This window comes from Chryseobacterium endophyticum (genome assembly GCF_056333165.1).
Map to the genome: position 1 here is coordinate 14,013 of NZ_JBWGXE010000004.1, position 16,218 is coordinate 30,230.

The window sequence follows — 16,218 nt, forward strand, 5'->3', positions numbered from 1 at the left end:
AAATGTACAGATTATTATGGTTCAGAGAAATAAACATTACTTCGCAAATCTTCTAACAAAGTCGGTTGTTGCGGATTCCAGCCTAGAGTTGCTTTTGTTTCTTCGCTTGAAGTCAGATTGTTCAATTTGGCGAAATGAGAAAACCATCCGAAATATTCTGCAGCTTCGTTATCGGTGAGAGAGATAACAAGAGCTTCCAGTCTTTCAGAAATCAATGTTGCAATATCTTTGAAAGGAATGCCTTGTTCAGCCACTGCGTGATAACGTGTGCCGCTTTCGAAAGGTTTTTCTAATGCCAATCGATATAATTTAGCGGCATCCAATCGGTGAACTGCGGGCCAGACATTATTTCCGTCACCAATGATAGCGGATTTACCTGTTTGTTTTGCTATATTGATTAAAGTCGGAACAAATCCAATACGATCACCTTTTCCGTGAACCGATGGCGACAATCGGATGACCGCGACTTTCACGCCATTAGCTGCAACAGAATCTGCAGCGTTTTCTGTGGCAATTCTTGGATGAGGATTGTTTACTGAAATTTCTTTCTCTGTTGTTATTCCGTCTCTTGAGAAAAGTGCAGTTCCTGAAGTGATGAGAAATGGTTTTTCTGTTCCCATTAAGGCTTCGCCAATGCTATGAATAACTTTTCCATCCAGTTCACACATTTCTGCAAATCGTGCAAAATCGTGGACAAATCCTAAATGAATTACCGCATCTGAGGCTTCAGCTCCCAATTTCAGGCTGTCAAAATCGTTTAAATCACCGTGATGCGCTTCTGCACCTGCATCAATTAACTTTTTGGCTGATTCTTCCGAACGCGCTAATCCTAATACTTGGTGTCCATTGGTTAATAATTCCTGTACTACAGCAGTTCCTACGAATCCTGTGGCACCTGTTACAAATACTTTCATATTAATATCATTTTATGAAGCAAAGTTCAGATTTCAGTTTTATAGTCTTGTAGCCGAAAAGTATTTTCTTGTAGCCGAAAAATTTAATGGTAACACTTTCTGAACTCCAAAGTTGAAAGATCTGTTTTAATTTTAAATAATGTACTAAAAAACTATGAATGCTCGAACCCAATTCCTAAGCGGTTTTAGGGAAGACAAAACCAGCCTTCCTTTTCCCATTAGCGTCATCATCAAATCACGAATCATTGAGGCTCATACCTTACCCCCGAACCTTTAAATAGTAAAGAAGTGCAGGGAGAAGACGATTTGAGAGGACTCGCCAAAATCATGGGCTTTATGAGAGCGGTCAGCATTATTCTGGTAATAATGCACCTCTATTGGTTTTGCTACGGATTTTTTGCGCAAAAACAATGGACCTTGGAGCTCATCAATAAAATACTCCACGACTTCAATAAAACAGCAGGGTTATTTTCTCACTCACTTTATTCTAAACTGTTTGCCGTTTTGTTATTGGGCCTTAGTTGTTTGGGGACAAAAGGAGTTAAAAATGAAAAAATCAGCTGGAAAAAAATACTGATCATTTCTTCTATCGGAACCTTATTCTTCTTTTTTAATTCATTTCTATTAGAATTTCCAGCATCCGGCGCCACCTCCTTTTATATTTTATCCACTGGCGCCGGATACATTCTTCTGATGCAGGCAGGCGTTTGGATTAGCCGTTTGTTAACAACAAATCTGATGACCGACGTTTTCAACAATGAAAATGAAAGCTTTCAACAGGAGACCAGATTACTGTACAATGAATATTCGGTCAATCTTCCCACGAAATTTTACTATCACGGCAACTGGCATAAGGGATGGATCAACGTCGTTAATCCTTTCCGTGCGACCATTGTGTTGGGAACACCGGGCTCAGGAAAATCGTATGCCGTCGTTAATAACTATATCAGGCAGCACATTGAGAAAGGCTTCTCCATGTATATCTATGATTTTAAATTTGATGACCTTTCGACCATAGCCTATAATCATCTTCTAAAACATTCAGATGCTTACAGGGTAAAGCCGAAGTTTTACGTGATTAATTTTGATGATCCCAGAAGAAGCCATCGGTGTAATCCCTTAAATCCTGAATTTATGACGGATATTTCAGATGCCTACGAAGCGGCTTACACCATTATGCTGAATTTGAACAGAAGCTGGATACAGAAACAGGGTGACTTTTTTGTAGAATCGCCAATCATTCTTTTGGCGGCGATCATCTGGTTTTTGAAAATCTACGAGAACGGCAGATACTGTACATTCCCTCACGCTATAGAACTGCTCAACAAGAAATATGAAGACGTCTTCACGATTTTGACCTCCTATTCCGAATTAGAAAACTACCTCTCCCCTTTTATGGATGCTTGGCAGGGCGGAGCTCAGGATCAATTACAGGGACAGATCGCCTCAGCAAAGATCCCGTTATCAAGAATGATCTCGCCTCAATTGTACTGGGTGATGACGGGAGACGATTTTTCACTGGATATCAATAATCCCAAGGAGCCGAAGATTTTATGTGTAGGAAATAATCCTGACCGGCAGAACATCTATTCTGCGGCACTGGGACTATACAATTCAAGGATTGTAAAACTCATCAACAAAAAGGGGCAACTCAAAAGCTCCGTGATTATTGATGAATTGCCTACCATCTATTTTAGAGGCTTGGACAATCTGATTGCAACAGCAAGGAGTAATAAAGTTTCTGTTTGTTTGGGATTTCAGGACTTTTCTCAATTAACAAGAGATTATGGAGATAAAGAAAGCAAGGTGATTCAAAATACGGTTGGAAACATTTTCAGCGGGCAGGTGGTTGGGGAAACCGCAAAGGCTTTATCCGAAAGGTTTGGTAAAGTGCTACAGAAAAGACAGAGCATATCGATCAACAGGAATGATACGTCTTCCTCAATATCCACGCAGTTAGACAGCCTGATTCCTGCTTCCAAAATATCCACCCTAACTCAAGGCTTTTTTGTAGGTGCTGTTTCAGATAATTTTGATGAAAGAATTAAGCAAAAAATTTTTCATTCGGAGATCGTTGTCGATACGGCAAAAATTTCAGCGGAGGAAAAGAACTATCAGAAAATTCCTGACATCCGTTGTTTCGAGGATGAGGATGGAAATGACAGGATGCTAGAAACCATTGACAGCAATTATAAGAATATCAAAGCTGAAATTTTAAAAATCATATCTATTGAAATGGACCGGATTACTAATGACCCGGACTTGCAGCATCTCATTAGTAAAGAGTAGAAAACCTCCAATGCAGCTTAATCATCAGAGGTCTCGAAGTATGATCTACTCCCCTTCTGTACTTTGAAAGTACTGCAGAAGATTCTCGCTAACAATGTTTAAAAACTTGGTCGGTCCCTGCTTCCGGTTTCGGATCTCGAAGATGGTCTTGTGAAAGTTCCCAAGGTCCGTGCCGAGTGATTTTTCCACAAACCTTACCACTTCACTCAATTCCACATTACCGCCATTGAAACATCTCATCTGGTATAGGGCATAGACCAGTTCGATAAGTCCTACCTTGGAAGCAGACCAGACCAAAGGAGATAAAGACTTATATACTTCACTTTCTGATAATCCATCAATCTGTTTTTTAAGGTACTGGTCGAATTTTTCATTAGCGATAAATTTGGCAATCAACTGGTCATGAGAGGTCGTAAAGCTGGTGTCGAAATTGTAAAAGCCCAATGAGAGTTTCATTTTAAGATCATAAGAATCCCTGACAAATATTTTGTGATCCAGGTAAGTCGCTTCCCGTTTGTAATAACTGTAAAAATCTGATTGTTCTGCGTAGAAGTTCTTAAGCTTCTCCTGCTCCGCCTCGTAGTATTTCTTCAACACTTTCCTACCTGCATTGGGCTTGTTGGATTCCAGATCTAACACCAGTGAATAGTAAATAAATTTGGAAATGAATTTTGGTTTCATATTTTTGAAGAAATGAACCTCCTCACCCAAATTTTCAAATTTATGGGAGGAGACCAACGTCTTGAGTTTTCTGATCGAATCGTCGATCAGCAGTAAAGATCTTTCTGCTACCTTGATCATATCATCTTCATCGTACACTTCATTGATCTTAAGCTCCAATTCTTCATGCAGCTTTGCAATTTTTCTAAAAATAGTTTTTGTTACCATGTCCTTTTTTTAGAAATTTACAAAAAAACGTTTACTGAAGGTCCATTCAGCCGATTCTCAATTCTTTTTTCCGCTTTTTGATGTAATCTGTTGGACGGATGCCGTTAATATCATAAAAAAGATTGGAAAAATTCTGACGCGCTGCAATACCACATTCTTCTGCCAAGGCTTCTATGGTGTAGTTGAGGTATTTGGTATTGGTATTTAAAAGGTTTGTTATATACTTGATTCTGAGTTCTGCAATATACCTGGTGAAATTCATGCCTTTATTCTCATTGATATAGATGGATAGATAATTTGCGTTTGTATTAAGTTTGGCAGCAATGCTGTTTTGGGTAATGCCTTTCTTGGTAAATTGCAGTTCTTTCTCGAACTTTTTTAACTTCTCTTCAATTTCAATTGTTACTTCAGGCGTCAGAAAAGTTTTTCTTGAGGAATATTCGTGAGGTTGTTCCTCTACAGTATCGGGAATACCGTAAGAACCTTCTTTAATTTTTTTTTGAAGTAGATCGTATTGTTTTTTTATTTTGCGGTCCTTCTGGAATCGGATTACAAAAAATATAATGGTAAGCGTACTCGACAAGATCAGGAACTGGGCGATCCTTATTTTTTTCTTACCTGCCTTCTCAATGTTTTCTTTTTGCTCAATGAGTGACTTGCGGTCATACTCCCTGTGAAGTTTTCCGGACAAATATGGATAATCTTTGCTGATCATACTGTCCGCCTTCAGAAGCTGCTCAGTATAATACAATTGTTTGTCGAGGTCCTTGTTTTTATAATAGCTAATGAGATAATTGTAACTTTTATAAACTTCCGGTAGGATAAATCCTTCTTTGACAAAGATTGAATCAATTTTACTGTAATAGCCGATCACTACTTCTTCCTGATTTTTAGCCTCTGAGATCTTTCCAAGGTAATAGTAGATGACGGAAACCCACGCAAAGTCGTTTCTTTTCAAGATCTCAGGTAATGCCCTGTTTAAATCCGAAGCCGCACCCTCATAATCATTCTTCAAAAATTTTGAGATCCCTAAACATTTTAGAAAATAGCTGTTCTCCAATAGAAAATCCCGGTCACCTGCAGTCAGTTTATATCCCAATTTGTTCAGACTGTCACTAGTCGAGACATTTTTCAAGTACCGGTTGGCAACGGTCATTTGATGAAGTGAATTAAGATAAGCTTTCTTGTTGTTGAATTGTAGGTTTTCGTGCAGACCTTTTTGGTTCATGGCCTTTTCATAAAATTGGGAACAGTCCTGAAAATGCTCTAATGCTTCGTCGTAATATCCCAAATGTGCTTTGACGACTCCTAGATGGTAAATGACCTTATAATGCTGGTATTGGTCATCTGAACCTTTTGAGAATTCATAGGCTTTTATGTACTGGTTTAAGGCCAGCTTATATTTTTTCTGGTAAAAATAGTAGATAATACCTTTGCTGAGGTAGTCTTTGCTGATGTCATCGTTGTTACCGTACTTAATACTGACTGCCAAAGCACTGTCAGCATATTTCATCTTGCTTTTATAATCAAACTGCCTTCCGTCCCTGTAGCCCTGAATCAGTTGGGAAATGTTGTTTTCAGATTTTGCTTTTTGAATATAGGCTCTTACAAAAGGCATTGCCCGCTCATCATCGATGGTCATTTTTTCGTAATTGCTTCTGATCTCTCTGAAAGTCCGTACTTCCTTTTGCTGGGAAAAAAATAATTGTGAATAGGCAGAAAGCAGGACGAGAAAGTAATTTAACTTTTTCATATACTGATTATTAGAACCTCACCATCTCAAAAATACGAATTTTGATCATAAGAAATGCCTTTGGAAGCCACCGAAGACCATTCAATACATAAAATCCTGTTACCAATGATCAATAAGCCTCTGTAGGCTTTCTCGCAATGGTACAATTTTAAAATTGAGACGTATCTATTTTAAAATTGCCCCACAGGACAGTTTTTTTCCGTCTCCAGGGCCTATAACTTTGGCCTAAGAATTCTAATTCAATCCGACGTCGGGATAACCAAATCAAAACAAATTACAATGAAAAAGTTAATCCCAATTTTTAGTATAGCAATCGCTGCAATGAGCTTGCAAAACTGTGCAAACCGAGATGAAGATCTCATACGTGATGACAGATCATATGAGGATCTGAAAATATCGATCATGAAAAAAGACTCTGCAAAATCATCAGAGGAAATAGTGGATCCCGATCCGCCGGTCAGAGATGGCGATAACTGGAGGATTACGAATAAAAATTAAGCAATTCTATGACCTATGATTCCTCGTACCTCCATATCAGCTGCCTCAGGCTTACCATGTCCGGAAAGCGGCATCTGGGAGAGTATGGGGAATTTCAGAACAACGGTTACCCTATTTAAAGGAGCGCCCATGCCTGACTACTGCGGAATGAAGATCAAATGGAGGCTGATTCAGATCTGTTAAATTAAATAAAAACAAAGCAATGAAATCTTTTAAGCCCATTTTTGTCAAAGCTGTCTCTTATTTTTTTATCCTGTTGTTTATGTATGCAAGTGTAAGTAAACTGTTGGAATTTGAGAATTTCCAGGTACAATTAGCGCAGTCACCTATGCTTGGGGCGTATGCAGGCGTCGTTTCATTGCTCGTCATTATTGTTGAACTTTTAATTGTCTATCTTTTAGTCATCCAAAAATTTCGTCTGAGAGGGCTTTATGCATCTCTTGGTATCATGTCAGCGTTTACGATTTACATTTTCCTGATATTAAATTACAGTGATTCTATTCCCTGCTCCTGCGGAGGTATACTTGAGAAAATGGATTGGAATCAACACCTCATTTTTAATCTATGCTGTGTTCTCTTACTGATCGTAGCAATTATGATTAGTTACGCTGCAAACACAGTAAAGTTAATGAGCCGGCTTGCATTGATTACAGTCCTGCCAATAGTGTCAGTGGTGTTGGTATATGATATCAATGTTGATGATAACAAAGGGGATTTTAAAAGGAGTATAAAAGAACCGTTAACAATGCAATATCAGATATTGAAGTTTCCTATGAATAACTATTATTTTGCAGGTAGTTATGGTGATTCCCTGTTTTTAGCAAACCATAAAACACCACTCCTTCTTTCAACCATAACACCTGAATTCAATGCTATTAAACTGGACACGATCAGATTGAATAATTATAAGTATGATTTTGTCAGTGTTAGTATTAATGTCCTCTATCCATACTTCAGCGTCTCTGATGGAAAGGTGCCGGTAATTTTTGAAGGAAAGCTCCCTTCTTTAATGGCGTATGAGACCGGTATTAATCGACTTTATTTTTCGAGGTTCTATATGCTTGAACCACAAAAATATGTATTTAAAACGATGCTCGTCAAAACAAAAGAAAGTGAACTGGGCATTTTGAATACTGCAACGAAGGAGTATCAAATTTTTCCGGATGCATTACAGAAAAAGATGGACGGCGTTTTTGACACCGATGGGGACTTGACTCTGGATCATCAAAGCAGAAAAATTATTTATACCCATTACTACCGTAGCGAGATGATGACAGCGGATTTTAATTTTCGAAATATTCAAAGGAAAAGAATGATTGATTCATTGTCTCATATGCCCATTGAAACCCAAAACCTTAAGAACGGACAACAAAAATTAGTGAGCTCTCCAAGCGTCATCAACAAGGTCCAAACTGTATATGATAATAAGTTTTATAATGTATCCATTATGAGGGGCAGAAATGAATCAAGGAAAGTGTCCAAAAACAACTATATCATCGACGTCTATCATAATCCAACGAAACGATATCTCTACAGTTTTTATATCAGGAATACGGAGCATGATAAGATCAGAGGGATATTATCTACAAAACATTATTTCTATGTACTGTCTGGTAAAAAAATTACAAGGTATACATTTAAATAATATCTGTTGGCCGACAGAACAGGGAATGCCGAAAACCTGTTGATCTAGAGTAGGCATAACATCAAATTTTATTACAATGAGAAATTTCATTTTACCCGCAGTTTTGATTCTGATAGGAACAGGAACTGCATTCGCTACCCAGGAAGCGAAAAGCAGCAGCAATAAATTAGCTGCCAGACAAGGCTATATTTTTAATAGCGCAACCAATCAATGGGACAGAAGCATTATGTGCAGTGATGACTTTGATGTCATCTGTACACTCAATGGCCTACCAACAGGCCAGCAGGTTTTTGGAACCGCTGGAGAGGAAGTCGACCATCCGGAAACGGCTAATGTTGAATTATACAAATTAGGTAATTAAAAAAGAGCTCCCGAGAGGGAGCTTTTCCAGTTTTATAAAGGAGTAATCCAGGCGGCCGGAGATTTATTTTTTAAGTGATAATCGAACCATTGCCATATTTTAACATTGAGATCCAATTGGTTTGCAAGGTTCATCATATTATGCGTTTCATTTATATACTCAAGCAACACTGCTTTTTTCTGCAGTCTTTTCAGCCCGAGAAAAAACATTTTAGACTGCGAAGGCGGAACATTTTTATCTTTTAAACCAGTCCATATCAACACCGGAGCCTCCACACTTTTTAAATAATAGATCGGTGAATGTTCCCAATAGTTTTTCCAATCATCGAAAACGTTACTGTTCATTCTGAACTGCTGATTCTCCACCCTCATGTAGTTGGGCGTAGTATTGATTTCTGAATTGCTCAAAGCCAGACTGACCAGATCGGAAACCATAACGCCAGCAACCCCGGTTTTAAAATATTTTGAATTGCCTAAGGCAAGACCCGTTTCATAACCGCCGTATGACAAGCCCACAACACCAATATTATGATCATCAAGGGAGGCTAATATTTTGACGGAATCAATGCTTTTTTCCAGAGATGTAAGCATGCTGTTTTTAACATTACCGGTGTCATACTGTAGATCTGGGAGAAGGACGATATATCCATTTAACAGGTAATGCAGGTAATTGAATCCTACGGTTGACGTTAAATAGGGTGGCATAAAATAAAGCAGATCACGTGACTGTTTTTCATAAATGTTGACAATCATAGGGTACTTTTTATTTTTATCATATCCCACCGGAAAGAGTACAGCAGCATTGGACAAACCATAAGATGTTCTATACTGGAAAATTTTGTACTTCACCTTTTTTAAATCTTTACTTTCCACACGAAGCGCTTGATAAATAACCTTGTATTTACCGTTTTCAAATCTTGTCAATTTGAAAGGTTCTAATGCAAAGTCAGAAGTAAACAACAGTCCTTTTTCATAGGGTAATATTTCTTTATAATTTTTTTGCTTATAAATTATGGTTTCATCATTCTTTGCAGAATACCTTGCAAATCCTGAACGATAATTTACCTCGTTGAACATCTTAAAAATCAGATCTTCTTGCAGATTAATTTCAATGTATTTTACACTCCAGGAAGACGGTGGATTTTGATCTTTTACATTCATTAATTTATATTTTATACTATCCTCCTCTCCTTTCGTAATTCTTTTTACTTCATGTGTTCGGAGGTCAAGGGTAAAATAGTCAAATTGATTGGAAAGCAGGATGATGGGTTGATTTTTCACTCGAATGGGTTTGGTTTCAGGACTGTTGCCTAAGCCGTTATGTCCGCCGCTCTCCCATCCGGTCGTATGGGATGGCATAAGTTCTTGTACATTTCCTCTTGTCAGATTATAGCTCATCCATTTTTTCTGATCAAAGTAGATGAATTGATTCCTTTCGCGATCCCAAAAATAATTTCCCTGATCCGATCTTTTCGCGGGTAGACGATGAGATTTTTTTCCGTAGTCCAAAACCAATTTCAAATCAAGAACTGCATTGGGATCCGCTTCAACTATATCAGTGCCTTGTTCGTACACAATAAAATCACCTTTATCATTCAGAAATTGGTAAACCGGAAGTTGAATCCCCACATCCGGTATATATTCCCACTGCTTTTCCTTAACATTGTAGATGCCCAAATATCGATTTAAGCTCTCATTCATGCTGTTTTTATTAGAATAAGTGATCTTTAACTCTAAATCTACCTTATCAGTGACCTTTCTTTTTAAGTACATTGGAAGCAGGAAATGCTCATCTTCTCTTATCTCAAAATATCCACCTAAGGTCTGTACAAATTCAAAACCTTCCGGACTTGTGATGAGCTGTTGAGTCAGCTTATTGAATGACCTATCCACACGGTAAAGCGTTATCATTGATTTTTGGATATCTGCACAGTGAATATCATTTCCTGTATTCGATATCCATTGAACGTTTTTATCAAGTCTAATAGATCTCAACTTCTGATCCTTTAGATCTATTATGCCCAATTGATGATCCGAAATATAGATCAATTCGCCGGATTGATCATTCAACTGATATTGGCTGATATTCTCTTCCTTCCATAATATTTTTGCGTCTTTAGAAATGGTCATCAGGATTTTCGAATTCCTGTCATATAATACCACTTTTTGATAAGGCTTAGAGACAGTTGCGATAAAATGACCGTTTACATCTTTATACTGACCGGTCTTAAAATTTAGAAAGCGACACTGATCCTTATTTCGCATGAAAAGTATATCCTCATCAAGAAATTGATAGAGATCGTGCTTCTTCAATGGTGTAATCTTATTGCTATTTAGATCAATGAGTTCATCTTCATCTTTTCCATACGTATTGTGATGGTTTAGAACGACATTGCGCCCATCAGAGCTGGTTTTTAAAAGTTTTGTTTCGTAGTATGTTCTGTAAACATTTTGCAGACTGTCAATATTCTGAGAAAATACATGCACACTGAGTAGCAAAGATCCTACAATATACATTCTAATAGCCTTCATTTTGTGGATTTAAATTGGGATTGAGAAGCAATTCTTTTTCAGGTAACGGCAGAAGTCTGAAATAGGGTTTCCAGTTTGCTTTTTTTGTGATCATTACCTGATTTAATACATTATGATGGCGCAGGTCATAAAAGCGGTGCCCAAATTCAGTAAAGAGTTCGGATCTACGTTCTTCTATGACAGCATTGTTCAGAAAGCTTTGATCGGTAGTGTTTGCTAACGATGGCAAACCGGCTCTGTTCCTGATTTTGTTAAGGTCATTGACTGCTAAATCATTTTGATTCTTTTGAATGTACGCTTCTGCCCTGATCAGATAGAGCTCCTCTATTCTGAGCACTACAGAATATTCCGTTGAACTGGTACTTGTCGAGTATTGTTTGTATTTGTAGGGATAGTAATACATTTTGCCTTGCGAATCGCTTTTTTGGCCAATCCATGCCGCCTTGCGTCCGTCACCGGACTCAAATTCATTAACAAAATCCTGGCGTAGGGCTACGTTGGTCGGTGGTGCTGTATTCAAAATAAAAGCATTTCCCTGGGAAGTACTTGAAGTTGAATTGAAGGGCAACAGCTGAAAGATACTTCCGGTACTGTCTTTTAAAAATACTTTATTTAAATCCGTTTCCATTTTATACAATGTATTGCCAATGACCATCGAGGAATACTGGACGGCCTCTTCCCAATTTTTTTCATAGTATGCAATGCGCGCCAATACCGTGTACGCAGCCATCTTCGTCGGATAAATCCTGCTGCCCGCGGGTAAAGTGGCAGGCAGCAGGTTGACCGCTGCCTGCAAATCGGCTTTGCAAAGGCCATATACCGAAGTGATATCGCTTTTCCCGATGCTTTGATTGACTTCGTAGCTGGTGGTATTCACATAGGGAACCGACCCGTAGCTCTGAACCAGGTACATATGCAGGAGGGCGCGCATGAAAAGAGCTTCTCCTTTTAGACGGTTTTTTACCTCCAGGCTTAGATTTTCAGAATTTTCCACCCCATCGATAATTGAATTAATATTGTATAGCTGACTGTACGTCGTTGTCCACAAACTGTTGATTTTAGTAGTACTGGCCAGATGACTTAACTGATAGAAAATGGTGGCATCGCTGGTTGCATTGGCATAGGATTGCAACTCATCTGCATAGGTGCCAAAGAGTATTTGCGCTCCCGATGGTCCGCCTGCTATAAATCCGGTTTCGTAAACTGATCGGTAAACAGCCGCCATAGCGGATTTTGCCAGTTCATCGTCTTTAAATACCAGATCCCTCGTGATCTGGCTCTTTGGTAGGCCGACATCCGTAAAGCGGTCGCAGCTATTTAACATCAGAAACGCCGACATGATGATGTTTACCAAAATGATATTTTTTTTATACTTAATTTGCATGATAATATTTCTTAATAGGTTAATGAAAGTCCGAAACTGATAACGCGCAGCGGGCTGCTGTAGCCGGCCACTGTGAATTCAGGATTGCCATCCTTATAGTCGGAGAATACAAACAGATTCTGTCCGCTCATAAATACCTTGGCTCTCATCCTCGTTTTTTCATTGGCGGGGATGGAATATGTCAATGTTGCATTTTTTACCCGTACCGTCAACATATCAGAAACCGTTGCGTCACTGCTGTTAAATAGTGAACTCGCTGTAGCAGCAGCCGGATTGAATCCGGCACTGGGCGTTTGAAATTGCGCATGAGGATTTTCGGGAGTCCAGTAATCGGTAAATACCGCAGGCATATTCGACATGTAGCCAATATTACCGTAGACTGAGTTGATATTGTACTGACTCTGCTTGACAAATTGAAGAAGAAGGTCAAAGCTCCAGTTTTTATACTGGATGCTGTTCTGCAACCCTCCATACCAATATTCCCTGATTTCTTTACTGATGATACGGTCTGCACTGTTGAATATACCGTCGCCATTAGCGTCAGAGAAAGTGTACAATCCTGTCACGGGATTGATGCCTGCATACTGGTAGAGTTTGACCATCGAAGTCGACTTGCCTACTTCGAACCGGCTGGCATAGGTGGATTTATCAAGATTCGGAAACTCAAGCAGCTTATTTTCAGGGACTGTGATATTGAAGTTCGTGCTCCATTTCCACTCCTTGTTTTGAATATTGACCGTCTGTAAGGATACTTCAAGCCCCCTGTTTCTTACCGTAGCATCCAGATTAGCCTGGATCGTAGTAAACCCGACTGTTCCCGGCATCGGAATCCCGATGAGTTGGTTGGAACTGATATTGTGGTAATACCCCACATTTAAATTCAGCCGCTGCTTGAACAGCCCCAACTCCACTGCCGCTTCAAACTTTTTGGTAATCTCCCAGCCAAAATTCCTGTTGTAAAGACGCTGGGGCACGATGCCTGAAGAACCGCCGTAAGAACCGCCGGTGGACTGGTAGGTATCATAATACTGGTAGTCTCCGATCTGGTCATTCCCGGCAACCCCATAACTGGTTCTGAGTTTCCCGAAACTGAGCCATGATCTGTTTTTTAAGAAACATTCTTCGGAAAATAGCCATGCGGCACCAACCGCTCCGAAGTTGGCATATCTCCTGTCGGAGCCGAACCGGCTTGAACCGTCCCGCCTTCCCGTCAGGTTCACAAAGTATTTTTTGTTGAAGCCATAATTAAACCGGGCGTAAATCGCCTGATAGCGGTATAATGATTCGCTTGTGCTTGGAATTGTAACAGTGGCGGCCGCACCGATATTGGTCAGCATATCGTCGGAAGGGAAACCTCTTCCTAATAATACAAGGTTATCAGATTTCTGCTCCTGCAATGACGCCCCCAGCAATGCTGAAAACTGGTGTTTCTCCAATTTTTTCTCATAGTTCAGCTGAGGTTCCACTATCCAGCTCTGATTCAGTCGCTGGCCTTTTCTTATAGAAGAGTTGCTGCTGCCAATATTGCTGGACGGGTTATACGTTGTCTTGGGAAAAATCTTCTGGTCATTGGTATTGTAGGTACTGTAACCACTGTTTACGTTTACGGTAAACCCTTTCCCAATGTTATAGCTTATATTAATATTCGCATTTAAAGTTTTTGTGCTGACCGAATAGGTCTGCGTAGCGGGACCCATGGGATTGGTAAACGTACTGTTTTCCCAGTTGATCATACCATTGGGCATATAAAGGTCAGGCGCATTGGGTGCCAGTGCAGCATAGACCAGATTAAAATCCGTAGGCGGCAGGATATTGCTTTGCAAAGAACCTGTGCCGTTGAAAGCAATCTGGAATTTACGGTCTTCACTGGTGTGATTGAGGCTAACCGCAAGATTGTTTCTTTTGTAGTGGTAACTGCCGGGGAACACAGTAGTCTCTTCGTTGTGACCGCCGGTCACGGAAAACTGTGTACTGCCACTTCCACCCGATACGCCGACCTGTACGTCTGAATACTCAGCCCGGTTGCCAACAAAGTATTTCTGCCAGTCTGTATATTTACTGGGATTCCATACGCCATTAATATCATATGCATTGGCAGGAACGGCAACGCCATCATTTTTAAAGGCTATTCTACGCATGGCGGTATATTCTTCAAGATTCATCATCTTGGGCAGGTTGGTCATTTCGCCGATGCCATAACTTGTTCTCAGATTGACTTCTGTTCTTTCTTTTTTGCCTTTTTTGGTAGTGATCAGGATAACGCCGTTGGCCCCTTTGCTGCCATAGATGGCCGTGGCATCTGCATCTTTCAATACTTCCAGGGCTTCGATATCATCGGGATTGATCGAATTTAAAGGATTGGATTCGCTGTACGGCAATATCGTACTGGCCATCCCCGTGTTGAAATCATTGACTTGAGGTAAGGGTACCCCATCGACAATATACAATGGCTTGTTGCCGTCATACCCTGTCGTTGCATAGCTTCTTAAACTGTTTCTTCCCCTGATCTGTACATCAAAGCCTCCTCCGGGAACACTGGAATTCTGTGTAATACTGACACCTGGCATAAGTCCTTGTAAAGCTGAAAGGACGTTATTGACAGGCTGGTTTTCGATGTCTTTTGCTGAAACTCTGGCGATACTACCGGTGCTTTCCTTGTCTCTGACCTTGTAGTAGCCTGCGTTGAGAATAACTTCTTCGATTCCCTTTACTTTTTGTTCTAAGCTGATATTGACGACGGTCTGATTGGTGAGTGTGATTTTTTCTTCTACGTAATCAGGGTGTCTGAACAATAGGATGGGATTTTCTGCTGAAACCTGTATGGTATAGGTTCCGTTATTAGCGGTCATGGTTACCTGGTCACTGCCTTCTTGGGAGATAATGACTCCCTGTAAAGTTTTGCCAGATGTGGTAACGGTACCGGAAATGTTGCGTGTTTGTGCTTTTGTGTTGATGCTTACAGCGGTCAACATAAGGCCAAAGAAAATGCCTCCTATATCGTAATAGGAATTTTTCATAGATTTGTAAAGGTTTTTAATTTTCTAAAAGATTAATTACTGAACTACGCTCTTTCCTGACGTTTTAGGCGACTGACAGGAAGGGGCTTTTTTCTTTCTTCTGAATTTTTAAGTTGAGTAGTTTTTTGATTCTTTTTTAATAAAACTTTCTTGATGCCCTTTGGTGTGAAAAAGGACTGGTGAGGTTCTGTAAACAGTGACTTCCAGGCATCGGAAAGAATTTAATATGAATGAATCTGTGTCCCGTGTAAGCTTTTTAAAGCCGCAATAGGTTGTACCCTCCTATTGTATCGTGTAATCTGATACTATGTTTAGGAAGCGGGCTTAGATTCGTTATGTAGAAAAGAGTGGACGGCATTGAAAAAAACGGCATGAGACTCTACATTATCAGCTTAGGGGCACTGGTATGCCTTGGAACAGATAAGAGAGCCCACGCCTAGGTCGTGAGCTTAATACTTATCCTCTCGTTCCGTAAATTACCAGTTTTCTAAGCGAGATTCTAAGCAATAGCTTCTAATATTTCGTTGAAGTATCGCAAAGTTACATTTTCTGTAACCTATTTTACAAATATAGTATTTTTTTCGGACTGTGACATATTTGTCAATGATAAATTTGACAAATATGTCACTTTTATTTAATGAAATATATTGAAGATAAATACTTTATTGCAATCTCTGATTATATAAAAAATGTGATTGAGGAAAAGGATATTGACATATCTGACTTAGCAGCAGCAGCGAACGTAGATAGAAAACAGGTTTATCGATTGATTAATAAAGAGAATGTTCCCAAGCTTTCAACATTAATAAGAATCTCATTAGCTGCTGGAATTGAACCTCAAATTCTTTTCTCTTTAAAATTTGATTTTGAATTTTACATGAAAGAAAACAATATATTAAAAGCCACACCTAAAAAATAAAAGATCCTAACTTAAAAGT

At 39.4% G+C, this 16,218-nt stretch carries 12 protein-coding genes; 6 read left to right on the forward strand and 6 right to left on the reverse strand.

Going from position 1 to position 16,218, the window contains the following annotated elements:
• Positions 1–14: 14 nt before the first annotated feature.
• Positions 15–914, reverse strand: a complete 900-nt coding sequence (locus AC0N32_RS10460; RefSeq protein WP_476393801.1) for an SDR family oxidoreductase — start codon at positions 912–914, stop codon at positions 15–17.
• 288 nt (positions 915–1,202) lie between these two features.
• Between AC0N32_RS10460 and mobC the strand changes: the two genes are divergently transcribed.
• Positions 1,203–3,203, forward strand: a complete 2,001-nt coding sequence (mobC, locus tag AC0N32_RS10465) for a conjugal transfer protein MobC (protein ID WP_476393802.1) — start codon at positions 1,203–1,205, stop codon at positions 3,201–3,203.
• A gap of 45 nt (positions 3,204–3,248) precedes the next feature.
• Here mobC and AC0N32_RS10470 read toward each other — a convergent pair whose 3' ends face one another.
• Positions 3,249–4,091 carry an RteC domain-containing protein gene (locus AC0N32_RS10470; protein WP_476393803.1) on the reverse strand — a complete coding sequence of 281 codons (843 nt, stop codon included), beginning with the start codon at positions 4,089–4,091 and terminating at the stop codon, positions 3,249–3,251.
• Between the two features lie 46 nt (positions 4,092–4,137).
• Complete coding sequence (locus AC0N32_RS10475) at positions 4,138–5,844, reverse strand: helix-turn-helix domain-containing protein (protein WP_476393804.1); 1,707 nt, start codon at positions 5,842–5,844, stop codon at positions 4,138–4,140.
• Between the two features lie 279 nt (positions 5,845–6,123).
• Here AC0N32_RS10475 and AC0N32_RS10480 point away from each other — a divergent pair, with 279 nt between their 5' ends.
• The 4 genes from AC0N32_RS10480 (at position 6,124) to AC0N32_RS10495 (ending at position 8,348) form a co-directional block, all read left to right on the forward strand.
• Positions 6,124–6,342, forward strand: a complete 219-nt coding sequence (locus tag AC0N32_RS10480) for a hypothetical protein (protein ID WP_476393805.1) — start codon at positions 6,124–6,126, stop codon at positions 6,340–6,342.
• 15 nt (positions 6,343–6,357) lie between these two features.
• Positions 6,358–6,525, forward strand: coding sequence for a hypothetical protein (locus AC0N32_RS10485; RefSeq protein ID WP_476393806.1), 168 nt, complete (start codon positions 6,358–6,360; stop codon positions 6,523–6,525).
• Positions 6,526–6,544: 19 nt separating this feature from the next.
• Positions 6,545–7,987 (forward strand): MauE/DoxX family redox-associated membrane protein, encoded by a 1,443-nt coding sequence (locus tag AC0N32_RS10490; RefSeq protein WP_476393807.1) that lies wholly within the window; start codon positions 6,545–6,547, stop codon positions 7,985–7,987.
• A gap of 76 nt (positions 7,988–8,063) precedes the next feature.
• A complete protein-coding gene (locus tag AC0N32_RS10495) occupies positions 8,064–8,348 on the forward strand; it encodes a DUF6520 family protein (protein ID WP_476393808.1) in 285 nt (94 codons plus the stop codon).
• Positions 8,349–8,380: 32 nt separating this feature from the next.
• Here the strand turns inward: AC0N32_RS10495 and AC0N32_RS10500 are convergent, their stop codons facing one another.
• Genes AC0N32_RS10500 through AC0N32_RS10510 form a run of 3 tightly spaced genes read right to left on the reverse strand, consistent with a single transcriptional unit; the run spans position 8,381 to position 15,280 of the window.
• Positions 8,381–10,879, reverse strand: coding sequence for an alpha/beta hydrolase family protein (locus AC0N32_RS10500; RefSeq protein WP_476393809.1), 2,499 nt, complete (start codon positions 10,877–10,879; stop codon positions 8,381–8,383).
• On the reverse strand, positions 10,866–12,263 hold the full coding sequence (locus AC0N32_RS10505; RefSeq protein WP_476393810.1) for a RagB/SusD family nutrient uptake outer membrane protein: 1,398 nt from the start codon (positions 12,261–12,263) through the stop codon (positions 10,866–10,868). Before AC0N32_RS10505 ends, AC0N32_RS10500 begins: the two co-directional genes overlap by 14 nt.
• 11 nt (positions 12,264–12,274) lie before the next feature.
• Positions 12,275–15,280, reverse strand: coding sequence for a SusC/RagA family TonB-linked outer membrane protein (locus AC0N32_RS10510; protein WP_476393811.1), 3,006 nt, complete (start codon positions 15,278–15,280; stop codon positions 12,275–12,277).
• A gap of 637 nt (positions 15,281–15,917) precedes the next feature.
• On the opposite strand from AC0N32_RS10510, the gene AC0N32_RS10515 reads away from it, so the two are divergent.
• A complete protein-coding gene (locus AC0N32_RS10515; protein ID WP_476393812.1) occupies positions 15,918–16,199 on the forward strand; it encodes a helix-turn-helix domain-containing protein in 282 nt (93 codons plus the stop codon).
• The last annotated feature ends 19 nt before the right edge of the window (positions 16,200–16,218 follow it).

What these genes read in the sequence shown, in the direction of transcription:
- AC0N32_RS10460 (WP_476393801.1), bottom strand. Translation starts at nt 914, where the DNA reads ATGAAAGTATTTGTAACAGGTGCCACAGGATTCGTAGGAACTGCTGTA.
- AC0N32_RS10470 (WP_476393803.1), bottom strand. Translation starts at nt 4,091, where the DNA reads ATGGTAACAAAAACTATTTTTAGAAAAATTGCAAAGCTGCATGAAGAA.
- AC0N32_RS10475 (WP_476393804.1), bottom strand. Translation starts at nt 5,844, where the DNA reads ATGAAAAAGTTAAATTACTTTCTCGTCCTGCTTTCTGCCTATTCACAA.
- AC0N32_RS10480 (WP_476393805.1), top strand. Translation starts at nt 6,124, where the DNA reads ATGAAAAAGTTAATCCCAATTTTTAGTATAGCAATCGCTGCAATGAGC.
- AC0N32_RS10485 (WP_476393806.1), top strand. Translation starts at nt 6,358, where the DNA reads ATGATTCCTCGTACCTCCATATCAGCTGCCTCAGGCTTACCATGTCCG.
- AC0N32_RS10490 (WP_476393807.1), top strand. Translation starts at nt 6,545, where the DNA reads ATGAAATCTTTTAAGCCCATTTTTGTCAAAGCTGTCTCTTATTTTTTT.
- AC0N32_RS10495 (WP_476393808.1), top strand. Translation starts at nt 8,064, where the DNA reads ATGAGAAATTTCATTTTACCCGCAGTTTTGATTCTGATAGGAACAGGA.
- AC0N32_RS10500 (WP_476393809.1), bottom strand. Translation starts at nt 10,879, where the DNA reads ATGAAGGCTATTAGAATGTATATTGTAGGATCTTTGCTACTCAGTGTG.
- AC0N32_RS10505 (WP_476393810.1), bottom strand. Translation starts at nt 12,263, where the DNA reads ATGCAAATTAAGTATAAAAAAAATATCATTTTGGTAAACATCATCATG.
- AC0N32_RS10510 (WP_476393811.1), bottom strand. Translation starts at nt 15,280, where the DNA reads ATGAAAAATTCCTATTACGATATAGGAGGCATTTTCTTTGGCCTTATG.
- AC0N32_RS10515 (WP_476393812.1), top strand. Translation starts at nt 15,918, where the DNA reads ATGAAATATATTGAAGATAAATACTTTATTGCAATCTCTGATTATATA.